A 21896-nucleotide genomic window follows, 5' to 3' on the forward strand; every position below is an offset into this window, starting at 1 on the left:
ACTTACTCCACCACATCCAGGCCCATCGAACGGGCAGAACCCGCGATGATTTTCGTGGCCTGATCAAGATCATTTGCGTTCAGATCGGGCATTTTCGCTTCGGCGATCTCGCGGCATTGCGCCATCGTCACCTTGGCGATCGGCGCAGCAGAACCCGCCGTGCCGGAACCCTTTTGAACCTTGGCCGCCTTCTTCAGATAGAAGCTGGCAGGCGGTGTCTTGGTCTCGAACGTGAAGGACTTGTCCTGAAAGACGGTGATGACGGTCGGGATCGGCATCCCTTTTTCCATCTCTTGCGTCTTGGCGTTGAACGCCTTGCAGAACTCCATGATATTGACCCCGCGCTGACCCAGCGCCGGACCGATTGGCGGGGACGGATTGGCCGCCCCGGCCGGAACTTGCAGCTTGATATAGCCGCTGATTTTCTTCGCCATTTCCCTCGTCTCCAGTCAGGGAGGGCGCGGTACGGCCACGGCATGGTCTTGCCCGCAGCCTCCCGCACCCGGATGTATGATCAGGCCGCTTTTTCGACCTGACCGTAGTCGAGCTCAACCGGCGTGGCCCGGCCGAATATATTGATTGCCACTTTCAGGCGGGCATTCTCCTCGTCCACTTCCTCCACGATGCCGTTGAAGCTCTGGAAGTGGCCGTCAGTGACACGAACCGTCTCACCGATATCGTAATGGACCGTCGGCATCGGACGCTCGGCATCCTCTTCCATCTGGCCCAGAATGCGTTTCACCTCGGTCTCGGATACGGGCATCGGCTTGTTGCCGGACCCCAGAAAACCCGTGACTTTCGGCGTATTCTTCACGAGGTGGTAGGCAGCATCCGTCAAATCCATCTTCACCAGCACATAACCCGGGAAGTATTTGCGTTCGGACTGGACCTTGCGCCCCTTGCGCACCTCCATGACCTCTTCGGTCGGAACGAGAATTTCTTCAAAGCAGCTTTCCAGCCCTTGCTGGGCCGCTTCGATCTTGATCGCCTCTGCCACCTTCTTCTCGAAGTTGGAATAGGCCTGAACGATATACCATCTGGAAGCCATGAGTTCCGGACTCCCCTAAGCGCCAAGACGCAAAATCCAGGTAATCCCGAAGGAAATACCCGAATCAACGACAAAGAAAAACAGGGCCGCAAGCACGGCCATGATCAGGACCATGATCGTGGAGACAATCGTTTCCTGACGCGTCGTCCAGGTGACCTTGCGGCCTTCCTGGCGGACCTGCTGGAAGAATTGAAACGGATTCGTCCGTTTCTTCTTCGGCGCGGGCGCGTCGTCCTTTTTGACAGGTGGGGTTTTTCCGATCGTCTTGGCCATTATACCTATTTAATCCGTCACCAGCGTTTTGCCAGTCCTCGTTCGAATGGCAGGGGCGGAGGGACTCGAACCCCCGGCCCTCGGTTTTGGAGACCGATGCTCTACCAGCTGAGCTACACCCCTACAACAGAACGCAAAAAACACTCCGTTCAGCTTCGTCAGCTGCGCGTCGAGCGTCGGCTTCTACACCCTGCCCGGTTATTTGCAAACAGCCTTCTGCAAAAAAATGCGGCGGGCCGAAGCCCGCCGCACATCCTGGTCTATGACCGATCTGCCTAGCGGCGGATCGTGACCCGGCCGTAGAAGTAACGGCCAGCCGTGTCATAGGTCTGGTTCAGTGTGTTCATGTCGTCATTGTTGGAGACATAAGGCGGCGTCTCGTTGGCGAGATTGCGCACACCGAAGGTCAGGCCAACACCGCTGTCGACAAAGTCGTAAGCAGCCTGGACGTCATGATAGAAGACACGCTCTGCCGTGTTCGACACATTGTTCGGGTTCGACGAGAAGTCGGTGACTTCGTCGATATACCGGCCAACATAGTTGAACTGCCAGTTATCCGAGACCACACCCAGACGCAGCAGGGCGGTGATTTCCGGGAAGGCCGCCGGCGTACCCGTGAACGGGTCTTGGGCAAAACGGCCTGCGTATTCAGACACCGCACCACCCGGAAGCACCTGATAGGCGAAGCTTTCCAGATAGGTGATGTCCAGACCGGCCACGAATTGCGCCGTCGATTCAAAGATGTCGAAGGTCGGACCGGAATAATCAATTCCGATATCGACACCCGACGTCTCATAGGTCGACAGGTTGGCATTCGTCACCAGAACACCGGCCAGAACACCGACCGCTGAACGGCGGGCCCCACCCGGTCCCGGAAGGGGAGCGGCCAGAGGCGAACCGGTCACGCCCGAATAACCCGGGCCTGCGATCAGGGCGCAGAGCGGATCCGAGAAGTTCGGTGAGTTGTAGCACGAATTGGCAATCGTGTTGACGTCAGCCGAACCCACAGCCCCCGTGATCTCGAAGGAGAAATAGTCCGCCGAGAAGGTGAAGTCCTCGAGGATCGGGGTCCCCGACGGCGTGAACACCACACCGAAGGTGTAACCTTCCGATTCTTCCGGTTGCAGGTTCGGGTTACCACCGGCAACACCCGCGGCCTGCGTCGAGGTCAGGGTGAAATTGCCCGGCAGGCCATCAGCCTGACAGTTGGCAATCAGCGTGGCACTGGCCGAGTTGTTGGTCCCGTAATTCGTACACGGATCCGTGTACTGCAGAGCGGTCTGGGCCTGCGGTGCGAAGAGCTCGCCGATCGACGGAGCCCGGAAGCCGGTCGAGAACGACCCGCGGACACGGACCTGATCATTCGGCGCCCACTCGGCCTTGATGGCATAGGTGTTGGCATCAAAGGACGAGTTCACATTCGTGCCGGTCACGTCATAGTTTGACGAACGGGCCGAAAGCTCGACCGCCAGAATCTCCGCAAATTCAACACCGGACAGGATGGGAAGGCGGACCTCACCATAAAATTCCTGCGACGTGGTTTCACCTTGCGTCGAGTTGCCCGAGACGAAGTAGATCTGACCGATCTGTGCCGCACCATCGGGGATGAACTCACCGGTATCCCGGCGGCGCTCATAACCCACAGCCCAGCCGATTTCACCGCCCGGAAGCTGCAGGCCACCCAGATCACCCGACAGGTTCGCCTGGAAGGACAAACGGGTCTGACGGGACACCGGTGAGTGACGCACCAGCATGTAGTTGGCGATGGTATCGGTCAGCGTATCAACGCGGAACGGGTCCCAGATCAGATTGGCCGGGGTCTGACACGAACCGGCAGCAAGCGATGCTGGGTCATTACAGAGCACCTGAGCCGCCCGGATCGGGTTGGCCTGACCGTCAACGACCTGAGCATCAACATAGCGGCCATAGGACAGGGACGTATCCCAGAAAATGCCGGCCGGCAGCATGCCTTCAAGACCGAAGATCGACCGCCAAGCCGTGGCGTCCTGGGTGAAGAAACGGCCGCTATCCAGCTCTGCCAGACGGCGGGCAATGAAAACATCCTCACCGGTCGGGTTGTTCGGGTGGAAAGCCGGAACCAGCGGGAACCAGAAAGTGCCCACAGGTGCCATCTGCTGCTGCGAGGAGCGCTGGGCGAACATGAATTCACCATAGGCCGTCGCCTGACCGAAGCGGTCAGAGTTCAGAACGTCATACTCGGCATCAAAGAAACCGGAGAAGACTTCCTGCGGCGTCACCATGTAGGAGGCCGTCGCAAAGTTGAAGCCATCGGCCGGCGTGAAAGCCCGCAGCGTATTGGTGGTCGGATCAAGGATGACGCCGCCGCCATTATTGATGGCCGCCACAGCGCCCGGACCGGAGGCAAAAATCTGCCCCGGATAGGATGTGCCGGAGCCGCCACAGATCAGCTGGCCACCGACTTCAGCCCACGGACAGGCCGAGAACGGACGGTCACCCTGCCTGATGCTGCCGCGATCGAAATATTCGAGATTGGCGGTAAAGCGGCCACCATCGAAGGAGCGGCCGAAAGTCAGGCCGTAACGATAGATCTGGCCATCGCCTTCACCCGTCACATCATACTGACCGAAAGCTTCAAAGCCTTCGACATCATCACGGGTGATGATGTTGACCACGCCGGCAATCGCGTCCGAACCGTAAACCGTCGAGGCACCGTCACGCAGCACTTCAACACGGCCGATCAGCGAGACCGGAATCAGGTTGAGGTCAGCCGTACCACCGGTATTGTTCGGTGTCGTACGGCGGCCATTGACGAGGACCAGTGTCCGCTGCGGGCCGAGGCCGCGAAGCGAGATGGTCGCCTGTCCGCCCGAACCGTTATTCATGCGCGAGTTGGTTTCCCCACCCGGCGCGAATGTGATCTGGTCGGCAAAGTCTTCCAGCGTCCGGACAGCCTGAACATTCAGGTCATCCTGGCTGACGACTGTGATCGGGCTGACCGAGGTCAGCTCGCTGCGGCCGATCCGTGAACCGGTCACGATGATGCGGTCTTCCGACGCACCGTCTTGCGCAAGGGCGGGAGCCGCGAGGCCCAGTCCGCCGATGAGCGTGCTTGCCATCAGGCAAGCCTTGAGAGTTCTCTGTTTCACTCTGAATTCCCTCCGAGTCATTAACAGTATCAACAAAGCCGGTTGACCCGGCCGCTTTGGTTTTTCGGGTTGCCCCCTGTTATCACCGAGTCGCAATTACGACACAGCACCGTCACAAATGGTGACGCATGCGTCTCTGGGGGTCAATGATTGCAATGTAATTACCGCGGCCGGGCGGTGAGATGCCCACACAGGTGTTGCGGAATCGTCGCATATTCGCTTGAGACAGGATTTGCAGACCGGCTCAATATCCCGCCCGAGGGGATTACTGTCACCTTAACTTCCGTTCATGCTTGGCGATTCGGAAAATCCGCAAACCCCTTCCGGCACGAAAAAGGGGCGCTGCCGGTGTGGCAACGCCCCTGATCGGTCTCGTATGGGACGTGGCTTTAGTCGGTGATCTTGGAGACCACGCCGGCGCCGACCGTGCGGCCGCCTTCGCGGATCGCGAAGCGCAGGCCCTGATCCATCGCGATCGGCGTGATCAGTTCAACGCTCAGCTCGGCATTATCGCCCGGCATCACCATCTCCGTGCCCTCTTTCAGGGTCACAACACCCGTCACATCCGTCGTCCGGAAGTAGAATTGCGGGCGGTAATTGGTAAAGAACGGCGTGTGACGGCCACCCTCTTCCTTGGTCAGGATATAGGCTTCCGCCTCGAACTTCGCGTGCGGCGTGATCGAACCCGGCTTGGCCAGAACCTGGCCGCGCTCCACACCCTCACGGTCAATACCGCGCAGGAGCACGCCGACATTGTCGCCCGCCTGGCCCTGATCCAGCAGCTTGCGGAACATCTCGACGCCCGTGCAGGTCGTCTTCACCGTGTCACGCACACCGACAATCTCGATCTCTTCGCCCACTTTCACAATGCCGCGCTCGATCCGGCCGGTCACAACCGTCCCCCGGCCCGAAATCGAGAACACATCCTCGATCGGCATCAGGAAAGGCAGGTCCACCGGACGCTCCGGGGTCGGGATATACTCATCCACAGCCGCCATCAGCTCGCGGATCTTGTTCTCGCCAATCTCCGGATCACGGCCTTCCAGCGCCGCCAGCGCCGAACCGGCAATGATCGGAATATCGTCGCCCGGGAACTCATAGGAGGACAGAAGCTCGCGCACTTCCATCTCGACGAGCTCCAGAAGCTCCTCGTCATCCACCTGGTCAACCTTGTTCAGGAACACCACCAGAGCCGGAACACCCACCTGACGCGCCAGAAGGATGTGCTCGCGCGTCTGCGGCATCGGGCCGTCCGCTGCGTTCACAACCAGAATCGCACCGTCCATCTGGGCCGCACCCGTGATCATGTTCTTCACATAGTCAGCGTGGCCCGGGCAGTCGACGTGCGCATAGTGACGATTGTCCGTCTCATATTCCACATGTGCCGTCGAAATCGTGATCCCGCGGGCCTTCTCTTCCGGCGCAGCGTCAATCTGGTCATACGCCTTGAAATCACCGAAATACTTCGTGATCGCTGCCGTCAGCGTCGTCTTGCCATGGTCAACGTGACCAATCGTGCCAATGTTCGCGTGCGGCTTGTTCCGCTCAAACTTCTCCTTGGCCATGTCTCTTCTTCCTTGTGATCTGACCGAATACGGCACCGGGATCGGCGCGCATTAAAACTGAGCGCGGGGGATAACGTCCGCTTGTCATAAACGCAAGAGGCTTGCGGCAATCCATCTGCATAGACAGGCCGGGTGTGACACAGACAGCCTTCGTGCCGTATATATGGTCTGGCTTGCCGGACTCATCAGACCCGCCAACGCCCCGGCCCTGCCTGCCCCCGCGACGGCGGGGAAGCGCGTTTCATGCAAGCCCGTAGCATCAGAGGGGGCAACAAGCGCCCGGACCGCGCGCAGCGGAAACAAAAAGACAGCCCCCGAACCCGCGAGGGTTCGGCAAGCGCGACCGCGCGCCCGCAGCAAAGTCCGTTTTGCTAATAATTTCAAACCCGTCAGCGCCCCAGCCCTGCCTGCCCCCGCGACGGCGGGGGAGCGCGTTTCATGTGAGCACGGCCCGTAGCATCAGCGGTGGCAACAAGCGCCCGGGCCGCGCGCAGCGGAAACAATAAGTCAGCCCCCGAACCCGCAAGGGTTAGGCAAGCGCGACCGCGCGCCCGCAGCTTTAGCGAGGACCGACCGAGCGGAGGCGAGGGAGGATCAACATGAATGGCTTGCCCAGCCGAAGCTCGCGCAGCGAGCGAAAATCAGGTTTTCCTGGCTGAAATGTGGTGGTCCGCCTTCGCCAAGGCTACGGCGTGACAGCCTCCGCTCGAATTCTATGGGCTGGCTTGCCCAGCCGAAGCTCGCGCAGCGAGCGAAAATCAGGTTTTCCTGGCTGAAATGTGGTGGTCCGCCTTCGCCAAGGCTACGGCGTGACAGCCTCCGCTCGAATTCTATGGGCTGGCTTGCCCAGCCGAAGCTCGCGCAGCGAGCGAAGGCTGGAGCGGGTAGCGGGAATCGAACCCGCATATTCAGCTTGGAAGGCTGCTGCTCTACCATTGAGCTATACCCGCATCGCGTCCGTCCGCCGTGATCCTGGCGTCCGGGCTTGCCCAGCCGAAGCTGACGGCGACACGTGCCCGCTTTCGCCCTTCGGGCTCCAGCGTGGCAGCCTCCTCTGACTTCGTCAGCGAAGGCTGGTGGAGGGGGTTGGATTCGAACCAACGTACGCTCTCGCGGCCAGATTTACAGTCTGGTGCCTTTAACCACTCGACCACCCCTCCATACGCATTCGATGCGCGACAAACGTCTTATCGCCAGATAAAACGCCGATGCAACACATCGTCTCCGTCAATCCGGTCCGGATTGCAGTCGCACGGCGGCGTTACAGGAGGCCCCGATCAACGGAGCGCGGACTATAGTGATGAAGAACCAAGGGCGCAACCGCCCCAATTCAGCATATAAAACAAGGTCTTCACGCGATTTTGAAAGCGATAATATCGGCTGGGTGTGGGGCCGCCATGCCGTCCTGGCCGCGCTGGCAAATCCGCGCCGTGAAGTGAAACGCCTGCTGCTGACCCTGAACGCCCAGCGCGAAGTGCCGGAGGGCACGCCATTCGAGGATATGAAGCCGGACGCGATTTCCGCCCATCTGCCCGATGGCGCCGTGCATCAGGGCTTTGCCATGCGCGCTACCGCGCCCGAGCCGGAATCGGTGAAAGCGGTCGCAGATCCGACCCATGGCATTCTAGTCGTGCTCGATTCGGTTACCGATCCGCACAATGTCGGCGCGGTCTTCCGGTCCGCGGCCGCATTCGGTGCCCGCGCCGTCATCCTGCAGGACCGCAAGGCCCCGCCCCTCTTCGGCGCACTCGCCAAGGCCTCTGTCGGCGCAAGCGAGACCGTGCGTCATGTCCGCGTCACCAATATCGCCGACACGCTGATCGAGCTGAAAGAGGCCGGGCGTTTCGTCATCGGCCTTGACGGCGGCGCCTCCACCACCCTGCCCGAGGCCATCGCCCAGCATGGCGGCCCCGGACTGGTGTTGGTCATGGGCGCAGAAGACAAGGGCCTGCGCCCGCGCATCGCCGCCAATTGCGATCTTCTCGTCTCGATCCCGACCACGGGCAATATCGAGAGCCTGAACATATCGACGGCCGCGGCCATTGCGCTGTATGCCGCCTATGCCGCACGGGACTGACAGCAATGATGGCTGCGGCCGTTTTCGGCTATGTCATCCTGCAACTGGCCATAGCGGCCTGGGCGTCGCGGCGCACCGCCTCCGATACCGACTATCTCATTGCGGGCCGCCGCCTCGGCGTCATCGCGGTCGGTCTCTCGGTCTTTGCCACCTGGTTTGGCGGCGAAACGGTGCTGGGATCGACCGCGACCATTGCCCGGGAAGGGCTGGCGGGCGCACGCGCCGAACCCTTTGGCTATGCCATCACCCTTCTCCTGATGGCACTGCTGATTGCCGGCCAGTTCCGCAAGCGCGGCTATGTCACCCTGGCCGATTTTTTCCGCGACCGCTTCGGACCCCGTGCGGAGACGCTGGCCGTGCTGGTCGCCATTCCCACCTCGGTGATCTGGGCGGCCGCGCAATTGCTGGCCATGGCAACCCTGATGGCCGTTGTCACCGGCATGGGTGTCGTCCCGATGTTGCTCGCGGCAACGGGGCTGGTCATCGTCTACACGTCGCTCGGCGGTCTGCTGGGTGATGTGATCACCGACATGATGCAAGGCGCGATTCTGCTTGTCGGCCTGGTCTTGCTGCTGGCCCTGATGCTCGCCGCGGCCGGCGGCCCCGGCGCGGCACTGGCGGCGATTGATCCGGAACGCCTGCGTCTGGTTGGCCCCGGCGAGAGCTGGGTGGAGCGGCTGGATGTCTGGATGATCCCGATCCTCGGCAGTCTCGTCGCGCAGGAACCGATCGCCCGCTTTCTCGGCGCGCGTTCCGCTGCGGTCGCGCGGACCGGCGGACTGATCGCTGCCGGGCTCTATCTCCTGGTAGGGCTGATCCCGCTGGCATTCGGGCTTATCGCCCCGGGCCTCGGGATCGAAACCGGCGAAGGGGACCTCTTCCTGCCGGTTCTGGCGCGCGAGCTGATGCCGTCCTTTCTGTTCGTCATCTTTGCCGGGGCCCTGTTTTCCGCCGTGCTCTCGACTGTTGATTCGGCACTGCTGGCGATTGCGGCGCTGGCGACTGAAAATATCTATGCCCGCATCCGGCCGGCGTCAGACCAGCGCGAGCGGCTGAAAATTGCCCGCATTCTGACGGTCACCGCCGGTATCGCCGCCTTGCTCATCGCGCTCTCGGGGGAAACCATTTACGGGCTCGTCGAACTGGCCTCGTCGCTCGGAAGCGCCGGACTGCTGATCTGCGTGCTGGCGGGTCTGCACAACCGCGCCGGCGGTGAAATCTCGGCCATCGCTGCCATTCTGTGCGGGCTGGCGGCGATTTTGCTGGCCGAATGGGTCTTTGCCCTGCCGGGCGCCTTCATGCTGTCGATTGCAGCCGCAGCGTTAGCCTATTTCTCCACTGCGCTGGCGTTCCGGAATCGATAAACCCGGCGGATCGGCCGCATCCGGGTAGCGGATTTCGGGCTTTCCAGGGGGCAGGGCAAGCCGGGCTCGGCCGCTTTCCACCCCCTGGCCACCTATTACGAGGTCAAGCCCGTCACCAATGGCGAGCACACTGTCGCCATTGCCTTGATCGAAGGCCTGATCAAGGACGCCGGGAAGCGCAATGCGCTCTAAGAGCTCGGCGAGCGGATCGCCGAAGAAGGCTTTAACGTTGCCGGGGAAACTCGGTCGCGCATGGAATTCCCGCGCAATCGTCTGTGCCCCATGTGGGGTGGCGAATAGACAAGACGATGTCGCGCCAAGGGGGGCGGCGTAAAAGACGACGCCCTGCCCTTTCCCGGTTCAGCGAAGCAGATCTATTCGGTCGCTTCCTGACAGGTGCAGCCATAGTCATTGCAGCCGATCGTGCCCTCGACACAGATCGGTGCCATGGCCACACAGTCCGATGCCCCCGCACACGCGCAATTGCCACTGTTGCAGGTATAGTCGGCGGTCTCTGGCGGCGGCGTGTTGGCAGCCAGGCTGGTGGCGGCCGACGACGAAGCGGATGGCGTCATGGCGCGATGCTGACGATGACCTGTCGCGCGCCCGGAGCTGACCAGAGCCGCCGCTTGCACATAATCACCGCTTTCCATTGCGGACTGGAATGCGTCACTGAAGCTTGTGTCGGTCTGAGTCTGAGCCTGCGTCTGGCGCAAGACGGCGCGTTGCTGGGCATCGACCAATGACAACTCGCCGATGGCAACGAAACCGACTGCCAGAGCCGAGATGATGAGAATGAGTCGAAGCATAGGATACCTCCCCTGAAATCCCCTCGCGGGAGAGAGTTTACTCCAAATTTCCCCTAGCGACGAGTCTGTGGCTAGCCGGGCCAGAACTGATAGACGGCGGTGGCAATGAGCGTACCCAGCGCATAGCCGAACACCCCGACCAGCACGCCCGGCGTCACCAGATCCTTCCAGCCCTTGGCCGCCGCCAGGGCCGGCGCCGTCGTCGCGCCCAGAATGGCGGCATTGGAAGCGGTGATGAGTTCGGGCACGGACAGGCGCAAGAGCGACCCCAGGCCGAACAGCACGATCAGATGCACCCCCAGAAGGATCGCGACCAGCGCCATCAAAAGCGGGGCCTGCTGAATCAGGGACGGGATATCCGCCCCGGCGGCAATGGCGGCAAAGAAAACAAAGGCCAGCCCGATCCCCAGCTCATACCCGCCATGAAGCCGGGCCATGGTCTTCGGCATGAGAGTCGCGGGGATAAGCGTCAGAACGGTGATCATGGCATAGCGCCAGTTTCCGGCCTGCCGCGCGGCATCTTCCACACCCATTCCTGAGAGCAGGCCGGCCAGCGCCCCTGTCAGGAGGTCGCCCAGCGCCACAATGGTCAGCGCGAAGGCAATGGTGATGGTCAGCGTGGCCGCCGTGGCCTTGCCATTCTCCCCGGCCCCGATCTCGCCTTTCGTGTGGTCACGGGCAGGAAATCTTGTGGCCAGCCAGCGCCACCCCGGCAGGATGGCGAGCAGCGCCAGGAACAGGCCTGACGCCAGATTATCCACCGCCGTCGCCGCCGAGACAAAAGCCGCATCGGCGCGCAGTCCGGTTATGTCCAGCAATGCGGCGTAATTCACAGAGCCGCCGATATAGGTGGCCGTGAACACGCCGGCGATCCCCGCCTCGTCCGCGCCGAAATCCAGCAGCGAGACAGCCGCAATCGCGCCCAGCACCGTGCCCAGGGCTGCCACGCCGAATGCCAGCGTCATGCGGCCGGTCTCGAAAAAGATTTTCTTCAGGTCCGCCTTCATCAGGAAGAGCGGGATCAGCACCGGCACGAAATAGGTGAAGACGAAGGAATAGGCCGGGGCACTTTGTGGAATGATCCGCAGATTGGCGGCAAATATCGCCAGGAAAATTGCTACCACCGCGCCAGTCAGAATAGCCCCGATGCGGGATTTTTCGGCCAGAAAACCGATAGCGGCGATCACGAACAGCCCCGCCATGACGGCGAAATGATTGTCGGCGGGAATCAGCGTTTCCATGAAGTCAGCCCCTCTGTTTCGCGCCGCAGTTAAGCAGGCTGACACGCCCGCGCAACGCGTTAATGCTCACAATGGCGTCGGTCGCGGCGCACAAACCGGCTCTCCCCGGCATACCGGCCCGGCCCGCTGTCCCCGCTCTCGGTGTCCGGCGCCACCCAGCGCACCAGCGACCATTCGGTGGCGATGACATCGCCCTCGATCACGCCGGTCCAGCTGGTGATGGTGTGGCAGGTTTCCGCCTCCGCGCGCCAGACCACATTGAAGGTGATCAATGGTTCGAAGACCCGGCCTTCAACGTCATATTCGATGCCCTGGCAGGCATAGCCCGCCGCCCCGTTGACATAACGCCCGGTCAGGCGGCCCCCATCATCCATCGTATCGAGAAAAAGCACCGATCCGCTCTGGTTTTCCCAGACCGACGGCACGGCCAGATCATCCGCGAACGCTGTGGCAGGCCAGACCGCCCACAGAATCAAAAGCAGGAAACGCATCATGCGTCTTCCGCCAGATAGGCGTCGGCCTCGATTTCGACCAGAAAGTCCGGCCCTGCCAGCGCGGAAATGCCATAGAGCGCCGAGGCAGGCGGGAAATCTCCGAACACAGCCGAATGCGCCCGCGCGAAGGCGGCCTGCGCATCCGCGCTCATATCGGTGACGAAAACGCGGGTGCGGCGGACATTCTTCATCGACGCGCCGAGCTTCACCAGCGCCGCCTCGATGATTTCAAGACAGCGCCGCGTCTGGGCTTCCATGTCGCCGGGGGCATAGGGCCGGCCGTCCTCGCCGACCGCCACCGTGCCGGAGACCCAGATATGCGGGCCCTCCTTCACAGCACGGCGATAGCCGACGCGGTCCTCCCAGACCGCGCCGGACGAGACACGTTCCACCATGTCTATTGCGCGCCGGTCGGCGCCAGGAAGTCCAGCGCAATCGCGGTCAGGCCTTCGGTCGCCATGGTAATCGAGCTTTCCGCATCCGGGGCAAACAGGGCGGAGTGGTTGCCCGGTGCGGACAGCCCCTGTGACTGATACTCGATCAGCGTGTCCTGCGGAGTGCCGCCGACCCAGAACATGAAAATCGGGATATCCTCCTCGGTGCGGCCATAGCGCGAGAAGTCCTCACCACCCATGACGGGATCGAGCTGGCGCACGGCGAGGCTGCCAAAGCGGTCCTGCAGCACCGCGACGCCCGATTCCGTCAGGTCCGGGTCATTATAGGTGGCCGGCGTATAGGGCTCTTCCACCTCGACAATCGGCAGACGGTCTTCCGGAATACCGGCGGAGATCGCCTGCCCGCGGGCAATGCGCTCAATGCCCGACAGCAACAATTCGCGATTGGCATCGGAATAGGAGCGCACCGTGATCTGCAGATGCACCTCGTCCGGGATGATATTGTGCTTGGTGCCGCCATTGATCGCGCCCACCGTTACCACGCCGGATTCCAGCGGGTTCATCTCGCGGCTGACCAGCGTCTGCAAGGCAGTGATGATCTGGGCCGACAACAGGACCGGGTCACGGCCGACATGCGGGGTGGAGCCATGCGCGCCAATGCCGCGCACGGTGATATCCACCGAGTCGACATTCGCCATGGCAAAGCCCGGCACATAGCCGATCATGCCCGCCGGAATGGCGCCGAATGTGTGAAAGGACACCACGGCATCGGGCAGCGGGAAGCGCTCATAGAGCCCGTCATCCAGCATCATCTGCGCGCCCAGCCCCAGCTCCTCGGCCGGCTGCCCGATCAGCACCAGCGTGCCGGACCAGTCCTCGCGGCGTTCCACCATCTGGCGCGCCGCGCCGACCAGCGCCGTCATGTGGGTATCGTGTGCACAGGCATGCATGACATGGCTTTCCAGACCGCGCCGGTCCGTGCCCGTCACCGTCGAGGCATAGTCCAGCCCGGTATTTTCCTCGATCGGCAGCCCGTCCATATCCGCCCGCAGCATCAATGTCGGCCCCTCGCCATTCTCCATCACCGCGACAATACCGGTGCCACCGACATTCTCCGTCACCTCGAAGCCGAGCGCGCGAATCTCCTCGGCCAGGCGCGCCGCAGTCTCGACCTCCATCAGCGACAATTCCGGATTGGCGTGAAAATGCTCGTACAGGCTTTCCAGATAGCCGGAATAATCCGACTGGATGGATGACCGCAGATCGTCCTGCGCGAACGCACCGGCGGACAGCGCAATGGCAGCAGCAGAAGCAAGTAACAGACGCATGATAGTCCCCTTTGAATCTCTGCCGCGCATTGGACGGCGGCAGGCGATTGCGGTCAAGGGGGTGCGGACGTGATGACATTGATCCGGCGGATCAATATTGGCCCGACTGCCCGCAGCGGAGAGCCCGCAGCATACAAGAGCATGGCAGAGCCACCCGTGGCGGGCGCGGTCAGGCCCATGCCCTTCACAGCCGCAGCAGACCCACAACCTATCATATTGGCCAGTCTCCCCGCCCTTATCCGCAGACCGGCGGGATTCTTGTCCACGCACCGGTCTCGCAGACCGGTTGAGTATGAGCGGCCCGTTCTCGATTCTGAATAATCTGTAATTAGTCTTGCGATATTGGGCCCGGCTACAACTCCAAGCGTGACCGGTCCAGCAATCGAAACCAGAAATCTCAGCCGCCATTATGGCGATCTGACCGCCGTGGATGATCTGAGCCTGCGTGTCGAACGTGGTCAGATTTTCGGCTTTCTGGGGCCGAACGGGGCCGGCAAGACCACCACGATCCGCATGCTGCTGGGCCTGATCCGCCGCGATGCCGGAAGTATCCGGATTGCCGGGCACGACCTGTCGTCAAACCGACGCGTAGCGCTGGCCCGCGTCGGCTCCATCGTCGAAACCCCGGCGCTCTATCTCAACCTGACCGGCCGCCAGAATCTTGCCGTGACCTGTCATATGCGGGGTATCGGCAAGGGCGAGATTGACCGCGTGCTCGACATCGTCGATCTGGCAAAAGAGGCGGGCCGCAAGGCGGGCGAATACTCCCTCGGCATGCGCCAGAGGCTGGGCATTGCGCGGGCGCTTCTGGGTGAGCCGGAGCTCCTGGTCCTCGACGAGCCGACCAACGGGCTGGACCCGGCCGGCATACGGGAAATCCGGCAATTGATCGCCGACGCCCCGGCGCGCTTTGGCACCACAATTCTGGTCTCCAGCCACATGCTCAGCGAGGTGGAACAGATGGCCAGCCATGTCGGCGTGATGAATCAGGGCCGCTTGTTGTTTCAGGGCACGCTGTCGGATCTCATCCGCACCGCGCCGCACAGACTGGAGGTCCGGCTTGATGACCCGGCCAGAGCCCGAACCGCGCTGGCCGACAACTGGCCTGACGCTGAAATATCCGGGGCCGGTCTGGTCCTGCCCGGCGTGAACGAGGCGGACGCCGCCGCCATCAACCGGCAATTGGTCGAGGCGGGAATTGCCGTGACCGGGCTGACGATCAAGCCGCCGGCCCTGGAAGACATTTTCCTTTCGCTGACGGGAGAGACCGCATGATCGGCGTGATTATCGCAGACCTGATCAAATTGCGCGGCTCGCTGGTTCTGCTGGTGATGGCGGTTCCGCCGGTGATGATGACCGTGCTGGGCGTGCTGGTCATCATTTCCGGCAATAGCGCCGGCGACTGGCCACGCACGGCGCTCTCGGGCACGGCGATCTGGGCCTATTTCCTGCTGCCAATGACGGCGACGGGTCTGACCGCCCTCCTCGCCCAGCTGGAACATTCCACCGGCGTCTGGTCGCACATCCTCGCCACCGGCACGCCGCGCTGGCAGATATTCCTTTCCAAGGGGCTGATCGCCTTCGCCCTGATGGGTGCGACCAGCCTGCTGGTTGGCCTGGCCATATTCGCGTCCGGCCATGTTGGCGGTATTCTCGTGTCCACCGAAGCGCTCGAAGGCGTGCCGCCCTATGGGCAGGTTGTTGCCATCCTTGCGAAAATGTGGGTGGCGAGCCTTCTCGTCACCGCCTTCCAGCTGGCCATCGCCCTGCGCTTTTCCAGCTTCGCCCTGCCTGTTTCGGTGGGCATTGGCGGTACCTTCGTGGCGGTCGCCGCGACCTCCTCGCAATGGGGGCTGGTCTTTCCCTGGCTGATGCCCGTGAATGTGCTGGCCAGCGAGCCGGAGCGCGCCCTTCTGGCCATCGCCATCGGCGGAATCGGGGGCCTTGCCGCCCTCGCCGCCATGATCGTCTGGCTCAGCCGCCGGGATTGGGACTAGCGGTGCGAGAAGCGGCTCGCCTTTCCCGCCCCTCATGCCTCCGTTCTTCTTTCTTCCGGCCCCCTCACCCCACCGACTCTCCTTGCCTCCTCGATTCCTGGCCCGCGCTCTCCCGCTCCTCTCTCTCCCACTCCTCTTTCTCCCGCTCCTCATGCCTCACCGGACTCGCGGCTTATTCGTATCATTGTGTTAAAACACTAAATCGCCGCATCAGGCTCGTGGGAGAGAGCGCCACAGCGTGCGCCGCCAGGCCAGCCCTTGAAACGCAAATGTCCGCCAGTTCGGGCAATACCGCATCCGCCGCCTTATCCCCGCCAGCCGCGTTCCGCCTAAACTCCCTGTCCGTCGCCGGGCCGGTTCGCGCCGCATCGCCGGGCCGCCCCATGGCGCGTTTTCCGGACATTACGGGGATAAAACCGGAAAAACCGGAGTCAGGGGAGCCCGGCCGGGGATAAAATTGGAATCGCCAGAATGACCGCCATCGCCTTGCCAGACGCGCCCATCCGCCCCGCGCGTGCCTCCAGAATTGTAGGAGTTGTAGTAGGAGACAAAAACGCCGATTCCAATTTTATCCCCGCAATCGTCCGTCGTCCGGCGCGATTTCTGTTCCCGCAATCGGATGCCGGGAGGGAGTGGCCACCAGCCTCAGCTGCCCTCGCCGCCAAAGCGCTGCGTCCATTCGGCCACCGTGTCATCGTCAATCTTGGCAAACAGCACATCCGGCGGCGTGACAGCGAGACCGTGGGGCAGAACATCCAGCAGGCCGGCGGCCGGCTCGTTCGGCCACATCCGGTTACCATCCGGCACGCCAAGACAATCGAGAATGGTCTTCGCCGCATTCGGGATGACCGGCTGGGCGGCAATGCCCATCAGCACGGCGAGATTCAGCGCGGTGCGGACGCCGACAGCGGCTTTTTCCGGGTTGGTCTTGAAATGCGTCCACGGCTCGGCGCGGGTCAGATATTCATTGCCCGCCGCCCACAGGGCACGGGTTTCCGCCGCCGCCGGGCGAAAACGCATCGCCTCATGATTGTCGGCAATCGCGGCCAGCCGCTCATCCACTTCCCGCGCCAGCCAGGCCTCGTGCTCGCCCGGCTCGCCGCCGGCCGGCACCGCCCCGTCAAAGCGGGACGCCGTGAAGCGCAATATCCGGTTGATGAAATTGCCGAGCACATCTGCGAGATCCTTGTTCACACAAGCCTGGAAATGCTCCCAGGTAAATTGCGTGTCCGAACCCTCCGGGGCATTTGCCGTCAGATACCAGCGCCAGTAATCGGCCGGCAGGAGCTCCAGCGCCGTGTCCATGAAGACGCCGCGCTTTTCCGAGGTCGAGAATTTGCCGCCATACCAGTTGAGCCAGTTAAAGGCTTTCAGCCGGTCGACTGTTTTCCAGGGTTCTTGCGAACCGAGGATGGTCGCCGGGAAACTGACCGTGTGGAAAGCGACATTGTCCTTGCCCATGAACTGCACATAGGTGACGTCCTCGGCGCCCTTGTCGGTGCGCCACCAGCTTTCCCAGTCGCCGCCATTGGCGCTGGCCCATTCCTCGGTCGCGCCGATATAGCCGATGGGCGCATCGAACCAGACATAGAAGACCTTGTTCTCGAATCCCTCGCGGATCACTCCGTCGCGCGCCACCGGCACACCCCAGGCGAGATCGCGCGTGATCGAGCGGTCGCGCAGCCCCTCATCCAGCCATTTATTCGCGATCGACACCGCCAGCGATGGCCATTTGTCCGCGGCGTTATCGACCCAGGCGCGCAGCTTCGGCTCCATCTTCGTCTGCAGCAGATAAAGATGTCTCGTCTCCCGGACTTCAAGATTTTTCGAGCCGGATATCTTCGAATAGGGCTCTTTCAGATCGGTGGGTTCCAGCAGCCGTCCGCAATTGTCGCACTGGTCGCCGCGGGCGCGCTCAAAATCGCAATGCGGGCATATGCCCTCGACATAACGGTCCGGCAAAAAGCGGGCATCATCAATGGAATAAACCTGATGATCGCTGCGCTCCTCGATCAGTCCCTTGTCTTCCAGCACCGCCGCGAAATGCTGGGTCAGGCGGTGATTGGGCGCGTTCGAGGTGCGGCCGAAATGATCATAGCTCAGCGCAAATCCGTCACCGGCCGCGCGCTGGATCTCATGCTCCCGGTCACAATAGGCGCGCACATCCATGCCCTCGGCCGCAGCGGCCAGTTCCGCCGGCGTCCCATGCTCATCCGTCGCGCAGATATAGCGTACTTCATGGCCGCGCAGGCGTTGAAAACGCGCATAGACATCGGCCGGCAACATCGATCCGGCCAGATTGCCCAGATGCTTCACCCCGTTGATATAGGGTAGCGCGCTTGTGATCAGATACCGGGCCATTTTCGCTTCGCCTTGATTGCAATCTATGCTTAGGGTTTTCGCCAGAGGCGCGAACCCGCGAACCGGGACGGGCCCGAATCCAGCGCGAGACATACGCGCGAAAGACTGGGGAGAAAAGAGCATGGACGTTTACGGGATCAATATCATCGCAGCCTTGCTGGCCATGTTGGGCTTCATGGTCGTCGGTTTTGTCTGGTACGGGCCGCTGTTCGGCAAGCGCTGGATGGCGCTGAACGGGTTCACGCCCGAGACGATGGGCGATGTGAACATGCCGGTGATGATGGCGAAGGGGCTGGCCAATTCGCTGATTGCCGCCATTGGTATCGGGCTCGTGCTGAACTGGAAAGGCGCTGAAGGCTTGCTCGCTTCGATGAAGACCGCCTTTTTTGTCTGGCTCTTCTTCAGTGCCACAACCGCGCTACTGGCCCATATCTACGAGAAGCAGAAGCTGGAACTGACGCTGATCCATTTCGGCAATCAGCTGGCAGCCTACCTTCTGGCAGGCGCCATTTTCAGCTTCTTCTGATAGTGATCAGCGATGCCTGCTTGCAGGCGGGCATCGCTTCGCTATAAGCATCGCGCATCAGCGGGCCGGCTTAGCTCAGCTGGTAGAGCACCTGATTTGTAATCAGGGGGTCGGGGGTTCGAGTCCCTCAGCCGGCACCATTTATTTTCAATAACTTACATCAATAATCGAATACACTACATTCAAAATGTGACCCCCAGCGCAATGTGACCCCTCGCTTAAGTTGTGTAAATTGTATTGTGGTTTCAATAAACTGGCCGGATACACTTGATGTGACCCCCACCAAATTAATCGACGAGAAGTTTGGTTTTTTCAGACCCTTGAAGCGCCAATCTCGTTCAAAACGGATAAAATGCCGCAAGTTTGAAATGCCGATTTCATTTGACTTAATAGGCCTTCAGAGCTTATTTGACGTTGCGCGCACGAAAATCGCTTCCAATCCAACGAATTCAATGAAGTGATTTTTGGTTTGAGATGACCTCAGATTCACTCGGCGATTTTCGAATGCGTCAAGATGAACGTTGCCTTAACAACGTCGTAATCGCGCTTTAAGCGCTTACATGTACTATAACGATCCTTGAGGTCGTTACCTTGGGCGAAGAAAGAAGCGTGCCAATTGGTATGCCGGAGAGAGTTATGCAAATCGACACACAGCTGCTAAAAAAGCGGTTGTTCACGGACAGCAATGTGGAAAACATAAAGTTTTTCCCTGGCGCGAATCGTGATGCAACACCTGAAGATTTCGCGAGCGAAATCAACAAGTATTTCGCCGACGCTGAAACACATCAAGAATGCCTAGACCCGGACACAGATCTTGACGGTTAGGTAATTCAAAGCCATACAAAGCGCCATCTTTTCAACATTAGGTGGCGCTTTTTTTATGTCTTTCCGGCAACTCTACGAGAATGTCCAAGATCACCAATCAGACCGCATAAAAACGAGCTGGATTAGAGATCAAATTATTGCTCTGACGAGAATCAATGGCGTTAAAGAGCAATGGACCGGCGTCCTAAATCCCGAAATAATAAGAGGCTTCTACATCGAGGGACCACTTGGCCCTCCGGTTCCTCTGGACAACAACGAAGTTTTGATAGTGCTGGCCAGATCGCTGTCGAAAGAAATGCGTCGTATGGTCTATACAAAAGAGCTAATGCACGCATTCGACACCGATAGCGAGCGCGCTAACACACCCGAAAAATACGATACGCAAGTTGAAAAATTTAGCGATCCGACCGCTCCGATGTCAGATCAATTTCGCGCTGAACAAAAGGCATTTTGGAGGGCATTAGCTGTGCTTTGCAAAGCAGATGCTCGCGCCAATTTTCGAGATCAGTTGAGTAAAAATGAAACCACATTGGAAATTGTAGCCGCGCAAATAAAACTCCCAGTAAATTTTGTGCGCGAAATGATGCGAGACAAATTCGAAGAATATATCGCGGGCATTATGGATTAAATTTTGTGACCCCCTTGGGCGTGATTTGTGTGACCCCCAGCGGGACAATCCGGGTGACCCCCGGGACATAGACGGGAAGTGTACGGGAAGTCGCAAAACCTAAACCATTGAAATTGCTTGACTGGCCTTCCCATCGCCACGCGTTTGTAATCAGGGGGTCGGGGGTTCGAGTCCCTCAGCCGGCACCATCTCTCTTTTCTCCCCATTAATGCGACCTAACACCTTGAAAGGTAACGATAAATTGGCGGTTCGATAACCCTGTTTTCGGTCATATGAAATCTGGTCAGAAAAAGTCAATTTCAGCACCGCACGCTTGTCTTCAATGCGCTTAGAATTCCACAAATTCAATGGGTTAGCGAGGAACCGCATAGCGGTTCGAGAAGTCCGCTCAAAGGTGCTTTGAGGCCGACCTATTTGGCTCTGTTGTTCGATTAAAACAAGCTTTCTGGCCTCCAGGTCGCTAAGTCGTTGTTCATAGCGCTTAGCGAGTGTGCTGCTAGTTGTATCGAGCGTGCGATCCACGAGACGCTCGATATCACGCTCGATTTCAGCCAGTTCCTTCTTCACCGCGCTGACCATAGCAGCGCCGCGCTCGGCCTGCGCATCCCAAAGGTCGCGCAGCATCGCATGCAACAGGTGGAATAGCTCTTTGCGCGGCTGCATAGATGCAAGAAGCGCCTCAAAGTCGCCTTCGATCCGATTCTTAGGTATCGATTTACGGCGCTCACTGCACCCACGCGCCTGACATTCGTAATAGAAGTAATACTTATTACGGCCTTTCGAGCGACCACCAGTCAGTGGCCCACCGCAGCTTCTACAACGCACGAATCCGCGCAATGGCATCATCTCATTGAGATTAAGCGTTGCGGGCACTTTCGCGGGCTTCCCGTTTAAACGGTCCTGTATTTTTTGGAAGGTTTCCATCGAAATCAAAGGATCATGATGCCCTTTTGTCATCTTGATCCCCCAGCCTTCATGCTCAACATAACCTGCGAAGAGAGACTGTGTAAGGAGGGGGCGAATTCTTTGAATGCGCACTTCACCCTTTTTGGTGTCCCGTGGGTATTCCGGGAACGTTTCTAGAAACCGTTTCACTTCAGCCATCGTTTGAAACCGGCCTGATGCAAAGCCTTCAAGCGCTTCAGTTAGGATTGAGGCTACAGGCTCATTCTTTACAAGCAGCTTGCCGTGAGCGCCGACCTTCTCGAATTTGTAGCCGCGCGGCGCTTGGAAGACCCAATATCCGTTCTTGAGACGGCCCCACATTCTGTTTTTTGTCTGCTCGGCGTTCTTCAGGCGCTGATACTCCGCCACATTGACGAGCATCATCTCGACCATCCGGTCATCAGCACCTTCGCCAAATTTTTGTGTCGGAGACTCAAACCGCGCACCAATCGCTTTCAATTTCTCGCGGAACATCAGGTGGACTTCGAGTGAGCGTGAAATCCGGTTGATGTCATCGACGATCACTATGTGTGACTCAGCTTTGCGCGCTTCCAGGAAGGCAAGCATCTCGACGAAGCGAGGACGATCAGCAATACCGCCGGAAGCATCATCTTTGAAGACCTTGGCGACCTCATAGCCGCATCGCTCGGCGTAATCGATGCACCGCACTTCCTGACTTTCGAGCCCATGGCCCTCAAGCTTTTGTTTTGTATCAGATACACGGCAGTAGATGACGGCCTTTTCGTTCATTATTGTGGCCCTCCAGTTGGCGTATTCGGCTCTCTTTGAGTTGTGCCTAAGCGTAAAGAAGAATTAGGCTTTTTGCCAGTTTCTTCTTTCCTGACAGCGATAGAAAGCTGTGTAGAATCCAGTTGATAAGCGCGGTCTACAA

General features: G+C 60.0%; 19 protein-coding genes and 4 tRNA genes. 8 read left to right on the forward strand and 15 right to left on the reverse strand.

What is annotated here, in order from left to right; all coding sequences use genetic code 11:
- Nucleotides 1–2: 2 nt before the first annotated feature.
- The 8 genes from rplK to DBR16_RS07435 form a co-directional block, all read right to left on the reverse strand.
- On the reverse strand, nucleotides 3–434 hold the full coding sequence (gene rplK / locus DBR16_RS07400; RefSeq protein ID WP_109260640.1) for a 50S ribosomal protein L11: 432 nt from the start codon (nucleotides 432–434) through the stop codon (nucleotides 3–5).
- An 80-nt stretch (nucleotides 435–514) separates the two neighbouring features.
- Entirely contained in the window at nucleotides 515–1048 is a 534-nt protein-coding gene (gene nusG / locus DBR16_RS07405; RefSeq protein ID WP_109260641.1) for a transcription termination/antitermination protein NusG, read from the reverse strand.
- Between the two features lie 15 nt (nucleotides 1049–1063).
- The gene (gene secE, locus DBR16_RS07410; protein WP_109260642.1) at nucleotides 1064–1321 is read right to left on the reverse strand and encodes a preprotein translocase subunit SecE; all 258 of its coding nucleotides are present in this window, start codon (nucleotides 1319–1321) and stop codon (nucleotides 1064–1066) included.
- Nucleotides 1322–1368: 47 nt separating this feature from the next.
- A tRNA-Trp gene (locus DBR16_RS07415) sits at nucleotides 1369–1444 on the reverse strand.
- A gap of 152 nt (nucleotides 1445–1596) precedes the next feature.
- A complete protein-coding gene (locus tag DBR16_RS07420; RefSeq protein WP_161539436.1) occupies nucleotides 1597–4419 on the reverse strand; it encodes a TonB-dependent receptor plug domain-containing protein in 2823 nt (940 codons plus the stop codon).
- A 419-nt stretch (nucleotides 4420–4838) separates the two neighbouring features.
- A complete protein-coding gene (gene tuf / locus DBR16_RS07425) occupies nucleotides 4839–6014 on the reverse strand; it encodes an elongation factor Tu (protein ID WP_109260644.1) in 1176 nt (391 codons plus the stop codon).
- Between the two features lie 876 nt (nucleotides 6015–6890).
- Nucleotides 6891–6964, reverse strand: a tRNA-Gly gene (locus DBR16_RS07430).
- Between the two features lie 124 nt (nucleotides 6965–7088).
- Nucleotides 7089–7174, reverse strand: a tRNA-Tyr gene (locus DBR16_RS07435).
- A 140-nt stretch (nucleotides 7175–7314) separates the two neighbouring features.
- On the opposite strand from DBR16_RS07435, the gene DBR16_RS07440 reads away from it, so the two are divergent.
- Together DBR16_RS07440 and DBR16_RS07445 are read left to right on the forward strand one after the other, a co-directional pair.
- Complete coding sequence (locus tag DBR16_RS07440) at nucleotides 7315–8091, forward strand: TrmH family RNA methyltransferase (RefSeq protein WP_109260645.1); 777 nt, start codon at nucleotides 7315–7317, stop codon at nucleotides 8089–8091.
- Nucleotides 8092–8096: 5 nt separating this feature from the next.
- The gene (locus DBR16_RS07445) at nucleotides 8097–9455 is read left to right on the forward strand and encodes a sodium:solute symporter family protein (protein WP_109260646.1); all 1359 of its coding nucleotides are present in this window, start codon (nucleotides 8097–8099) and stop codon (nucleotides 9453–9455) included.
- Nucleotides 9456–9829: 374 nt separating this feature from the next.
- Here DBR16_RS07445 and DBR16_RS07450 read toward each other — a convergent pair whose 3' ends face one another.
- The 5 genes from DBR16_RS07450 to DBR16_RS07470 all read right to left on the reverse strand — a co-directional run bounded on the left by DBR16_RS07450 (nucleotide 9830) and on the right by DBR16_RS07470 (nucleotide 13722).
- The gene (locus tag DBR16_RS07450) at nucleotides 9830–10264 is read right to left on the reverse strand and encodes a hypothetical protein (protein ID WP_109260647.1); all 435 of its coding nucleotides are present in this window, start codon (nucleotides 10262–10264) and stop codon (nucleotides 9830–9832) included.
- A gap of 71 nt (nucleotides 10265–10335) precedes the next feature.
- Nucleotides 10336–11505 (reverse strand): DUF819 family protein, encoded by a 1170-nt coding sequence (locus DBR16_RS07455; protein ID WP_109260648.1) that lies wholly within the window; start codon nucleotides 11503–11505, stop codon nucleotides 10336–10338.
- Nucleotides 11506–11564: 59 nt separating this feature from the next.
- Nucleotides 11565–11999 (reverse strand): avidin/streptavidin family protein, encoded by a 435-nt coding sequence (locus DBR16_RS07460; protein ID WP_109260649.1) that lies wholly within the window; start codon nucleotides 11997–11999, stop codon nucleotides 11565–11567.
- Nucleotides 11996–12394, reverse strand: coding sequence for a Rid family hydrolase (locus tag DBR16_RS07465; protein WP_109260650.1), 399 nt, complete (start codon nucleotides 12392–12394; stop codon nucleotides 11996–11998). Before DBR16_RS07465 ends, DBR16_RS07460 begins: the two co-directional genes overlap by 4 nt.
- Nucleotides 12395–12396: 2 nt before the next feature.
- Nucleotides 12397–13722 carry an amidohydrolase gene (locus DBR16_RS07470; RefSeq protein ID WP_109260651.1) on the reverse strand — a complete coding sequence of 442 codons (1326 nt, stop codon included), beginning with the start codon at nucleotides 13720–13722 and terminating at the stop codon, nucleotides 12397–12399.
- 366 nt (nucleotides 13723–14088) lie between these two features.
- On the opposite strand from DBR16_RS07470, the gene DBR16_RS07475 reads away from it, so the two are divergent.
- Together DBR16_RS07475 and DBR16_RS07480 are read left to right on the forward strand one after the other, a co-directional pair.
- Nucleotides 14089–14997 carry an ABC transporter ATP-binding protein gene (locus DBR16_RS07475; protein ID WP_161539437.1) on the forward strand — a complete coding sequence of 303 codons (909 nt, stop codon included), beginning with the start codon at nucleotides 14089–14091 and terminating at the stop codon, nucleotides 14995–14997.
- On the forward strand, nucleotides 14994–15719 hold the full coding sequence (locus DBR16_RS07480; protein ID WP_109260653.1) for an ABC transporter permease: 726 nt from the start codon (nucleotides 14994–14996) through the stop codon (nucleotides 15717–15719). The genes DBR16_RS07475 and DBR16_RS07480 overlap by 4 nt, the downstream gene beginning before the upstream one ends.
- 645 nt (nucleotides 15720–16364) lie before the next feature.
- On the opposite strand, the gene metG is transcribed toward DBR16_RS07480, so the two are convergent.
- Nucleotides 16365–18080 (reverse strand): methionine--tRNA ligase, encoded by a 1716-nt coding sequence (gene metG / locus DBR16_RS07490; protein WP_109260655.1) that lies wholly within the window; start codon nucleotides 18078–18080, stop codon nucleotides 16365–16367.
- A 121-nt stretch (nucleotides 18081–18201) separates the two neighbouring features.
- On the opposite strand from metG, the gene DBR16_RS07495 reads away from it, so the two are divergent.
- From DBR16_RS07495 to DBR16_RS07510, 4 genes are all read left to right on the forward strand, one after another.
- The gene (locus DBR16_RS07495; RefSeq protein WP_109260656.1) at nucleotides 18202–18606 is read left to right on the forward strand and encodes a DUF1761 domain-containing protein; all 405 of its coding nucleotides are present in this window, start codon (nucleotides 18202–18204) and stop codon (nucleotides 18604–18606) included.
- A 64-nt stretch (nucleotides 18607–18670) separates the two neighbouring features.
- Nucleotides 18671–18746: transfer RNA gene (locus DBR16_RS07500), tRNA-Thr, on the forward strand.
- 496 nt (nucleotides 18747–19242) lie between these two features.
- Nucleotides 19243–19431 (forward strand): hypothetical protein, encoded by a 189-nt coding sequence (locus DBR16_RS07505; RefSeq protein WP_109260657.1) that lies wholly within the window; start codon nucleotides 19243–19245, stop codon nucleotides 19429–19431.
- Nucleotides 19432–19486: 55 nt separating this feature from the next.
- On the forward strand, nucleotides 19487–20059 hold the full coding sequence (locus tag DBR16_RS07510) for a hypothetical protein (protein ID WP_109260658.1): 573 nt from the start codon (nucleotides 19487–19489) through the stop codon (nucleotides 20057–20059).
- 150 nt (nucleotides 20060–20209) lie between these two features.
- On the opposite strand, the gene DBR16_RS07515 is transcribed toward DBR16_RS07510, so the two are convergent.
- A complete protein-coding gene (locus DBR16_RS07515; protein WP_109260659.1) occupies nucleotides 20210–21754 on the reverse strand; it encodes a recombinase family protein in 1545 nt (514 codons plus the stop codon).
- Nucleotides 21755–21896: the final 142 nt, after the last annotated feature.

The organism is Hyphobacterium indicum (assembly GCF_003129605.1).
GTDB lineage: Bacteria > Pseudomonadota > Alphaproteobacteria > Caulobacterales > Maricaulaceae > Hyphobacterium > Hyphobacterium indicum.

What these genes read in the sequence shown, in the direction of transcription:
- rplK (WP_109260640.1), bottom strand. Translation starts at nt 434, where the DNA reads ATGGCGAAGAAAATCAGCGGCTATATCAAGCTGCAAGTTCCGGCCGGG.
- nusG (WP_109260641.1), bottom strand. Translation starts at nt 1,048, where the DNA reads ATGGCTTCCAGATGGTATATCGTTCAGGCCTATTCCAACTTCGAGAAG.
- secE (WP_109260642.1), bottom strand. Translation starts at nt 1,321, where the DNA reads ATGGCCAAGACGATCGGAAAAACCCCACCTGTCAAAAAGGACGACGCG.
- DBR16_RS07420 (WP_161539436.1), bottom strand. Translation starts at nt 4,419, where the DNA reads ATGGCAAGCACGCTCATCGGCGGACTGGGCCTCGCGGCTCCCGCCCTT.
- tuf (WP_109260644.1), bottom strand. Translation starts at nt 6,014, where the DNA reads ATGGCCAAGGAGAAGTTTGAGCGGAACAAGCCGCACGCGAACATTGGC.
- DBR16_RS07440 (WP_109260645.1), top strand. Translation starts at nt 7,315, where the DNA reads ATGAAGAACCAAGGGCGCAACCGCCCCAATTCAGCATATAAAACAAGG.
- DBR16_RS07445 (WP_109260646.1), top strand. Translation starts at nt 8,097, where the DNA reads ATGATGGCTGCGGCCGTTTTCGGCTATGTCATCCTGCAACTGGCCATA.
- DBR16_RS07450 (WP_109260647.1), bottom strand. Translation starts at nt 10,264, where the DNA reads ATGCTTCGACTCATTCTCATCATCTCGGCTCTGGCAGTCGGTTTCGTT.
- DBR16_RS07455 (WP_109260648.1), bottom strand. Translation starts at nt 11,505, where the DNA reads ATGGAAACGCTGATTCCCGCCGACAATCATTTCGCCGTCATGGCGGGG.
- DBR16_RS07460 (WP_109260649.1), bottom strand. Translation starts at nt 11,999, where the DNA reads ATGATGCGTTTCCTGCTTTTGATTCTGTGGGCGGTCTGGCCTGCCACA.
- DBR16_RS07465 (WP_109260650.1), bottom strand. Translation starts at nt 12,394, where the DNA reads ATGGTGGAACGTGTCTCGTCCGGCGCGGTCTGGGAGGACCGCGTCGGC.
- DBR16_RS07470 (WP_109260651.1), bottom strand. Translation starts at nt 13,722, where the DNA reads ATGCGTCTGTTACTTGCTTCTGCTGCTGCCATTGCGCTGTCCGCCGGT.
- DBR16_RS07480 (WP_109260653.1), top strand. Translation starts at nt 14,994, where the DNA reads ATGATCGGCGTGATTATCGCAGACCTGATCAAATTGCGCGGCTCGCTG.
- metG (WP_109260655.1), bottom strand. Translation starts at nt 18,080, where the DNA reads ATGGCCCGGTATCTGATCACAAGCGCGCTACCCTATATCAACGGGGTG.
- DBR16_RS07495 (WP_109260656.1), top strand. Translation starts at nt 18,202, where the DNA reads ATGGACGTTTACGGGATCAATATCATCGCAGCCTTGCTGGCCATGTTG.
- DBR16_RS07505 (WP_109260657.1), top strand. Translation starts at nt 19,243, where the DNA reads ATGCAAATCGACACACAGCTGCTAAAAAAGCGGTTGTTCACGGACAGC.
- DBR16_RS07510 (WP_109260658.1), top strand. Translation starts at nt 19,487, where the DNA reads ATGTCTTTCCGGCAACTCTACGAGAATGTCCAAGATCACCAATCAGAC.
- DBR16_RS07515 (WP_109260659.1), bottom strand. Translation starts at nt 21,754, where the DNA reads ATGAACGAAAAGGCCGTCATCTACTGCCGTGTATCTGATACAAAACAA.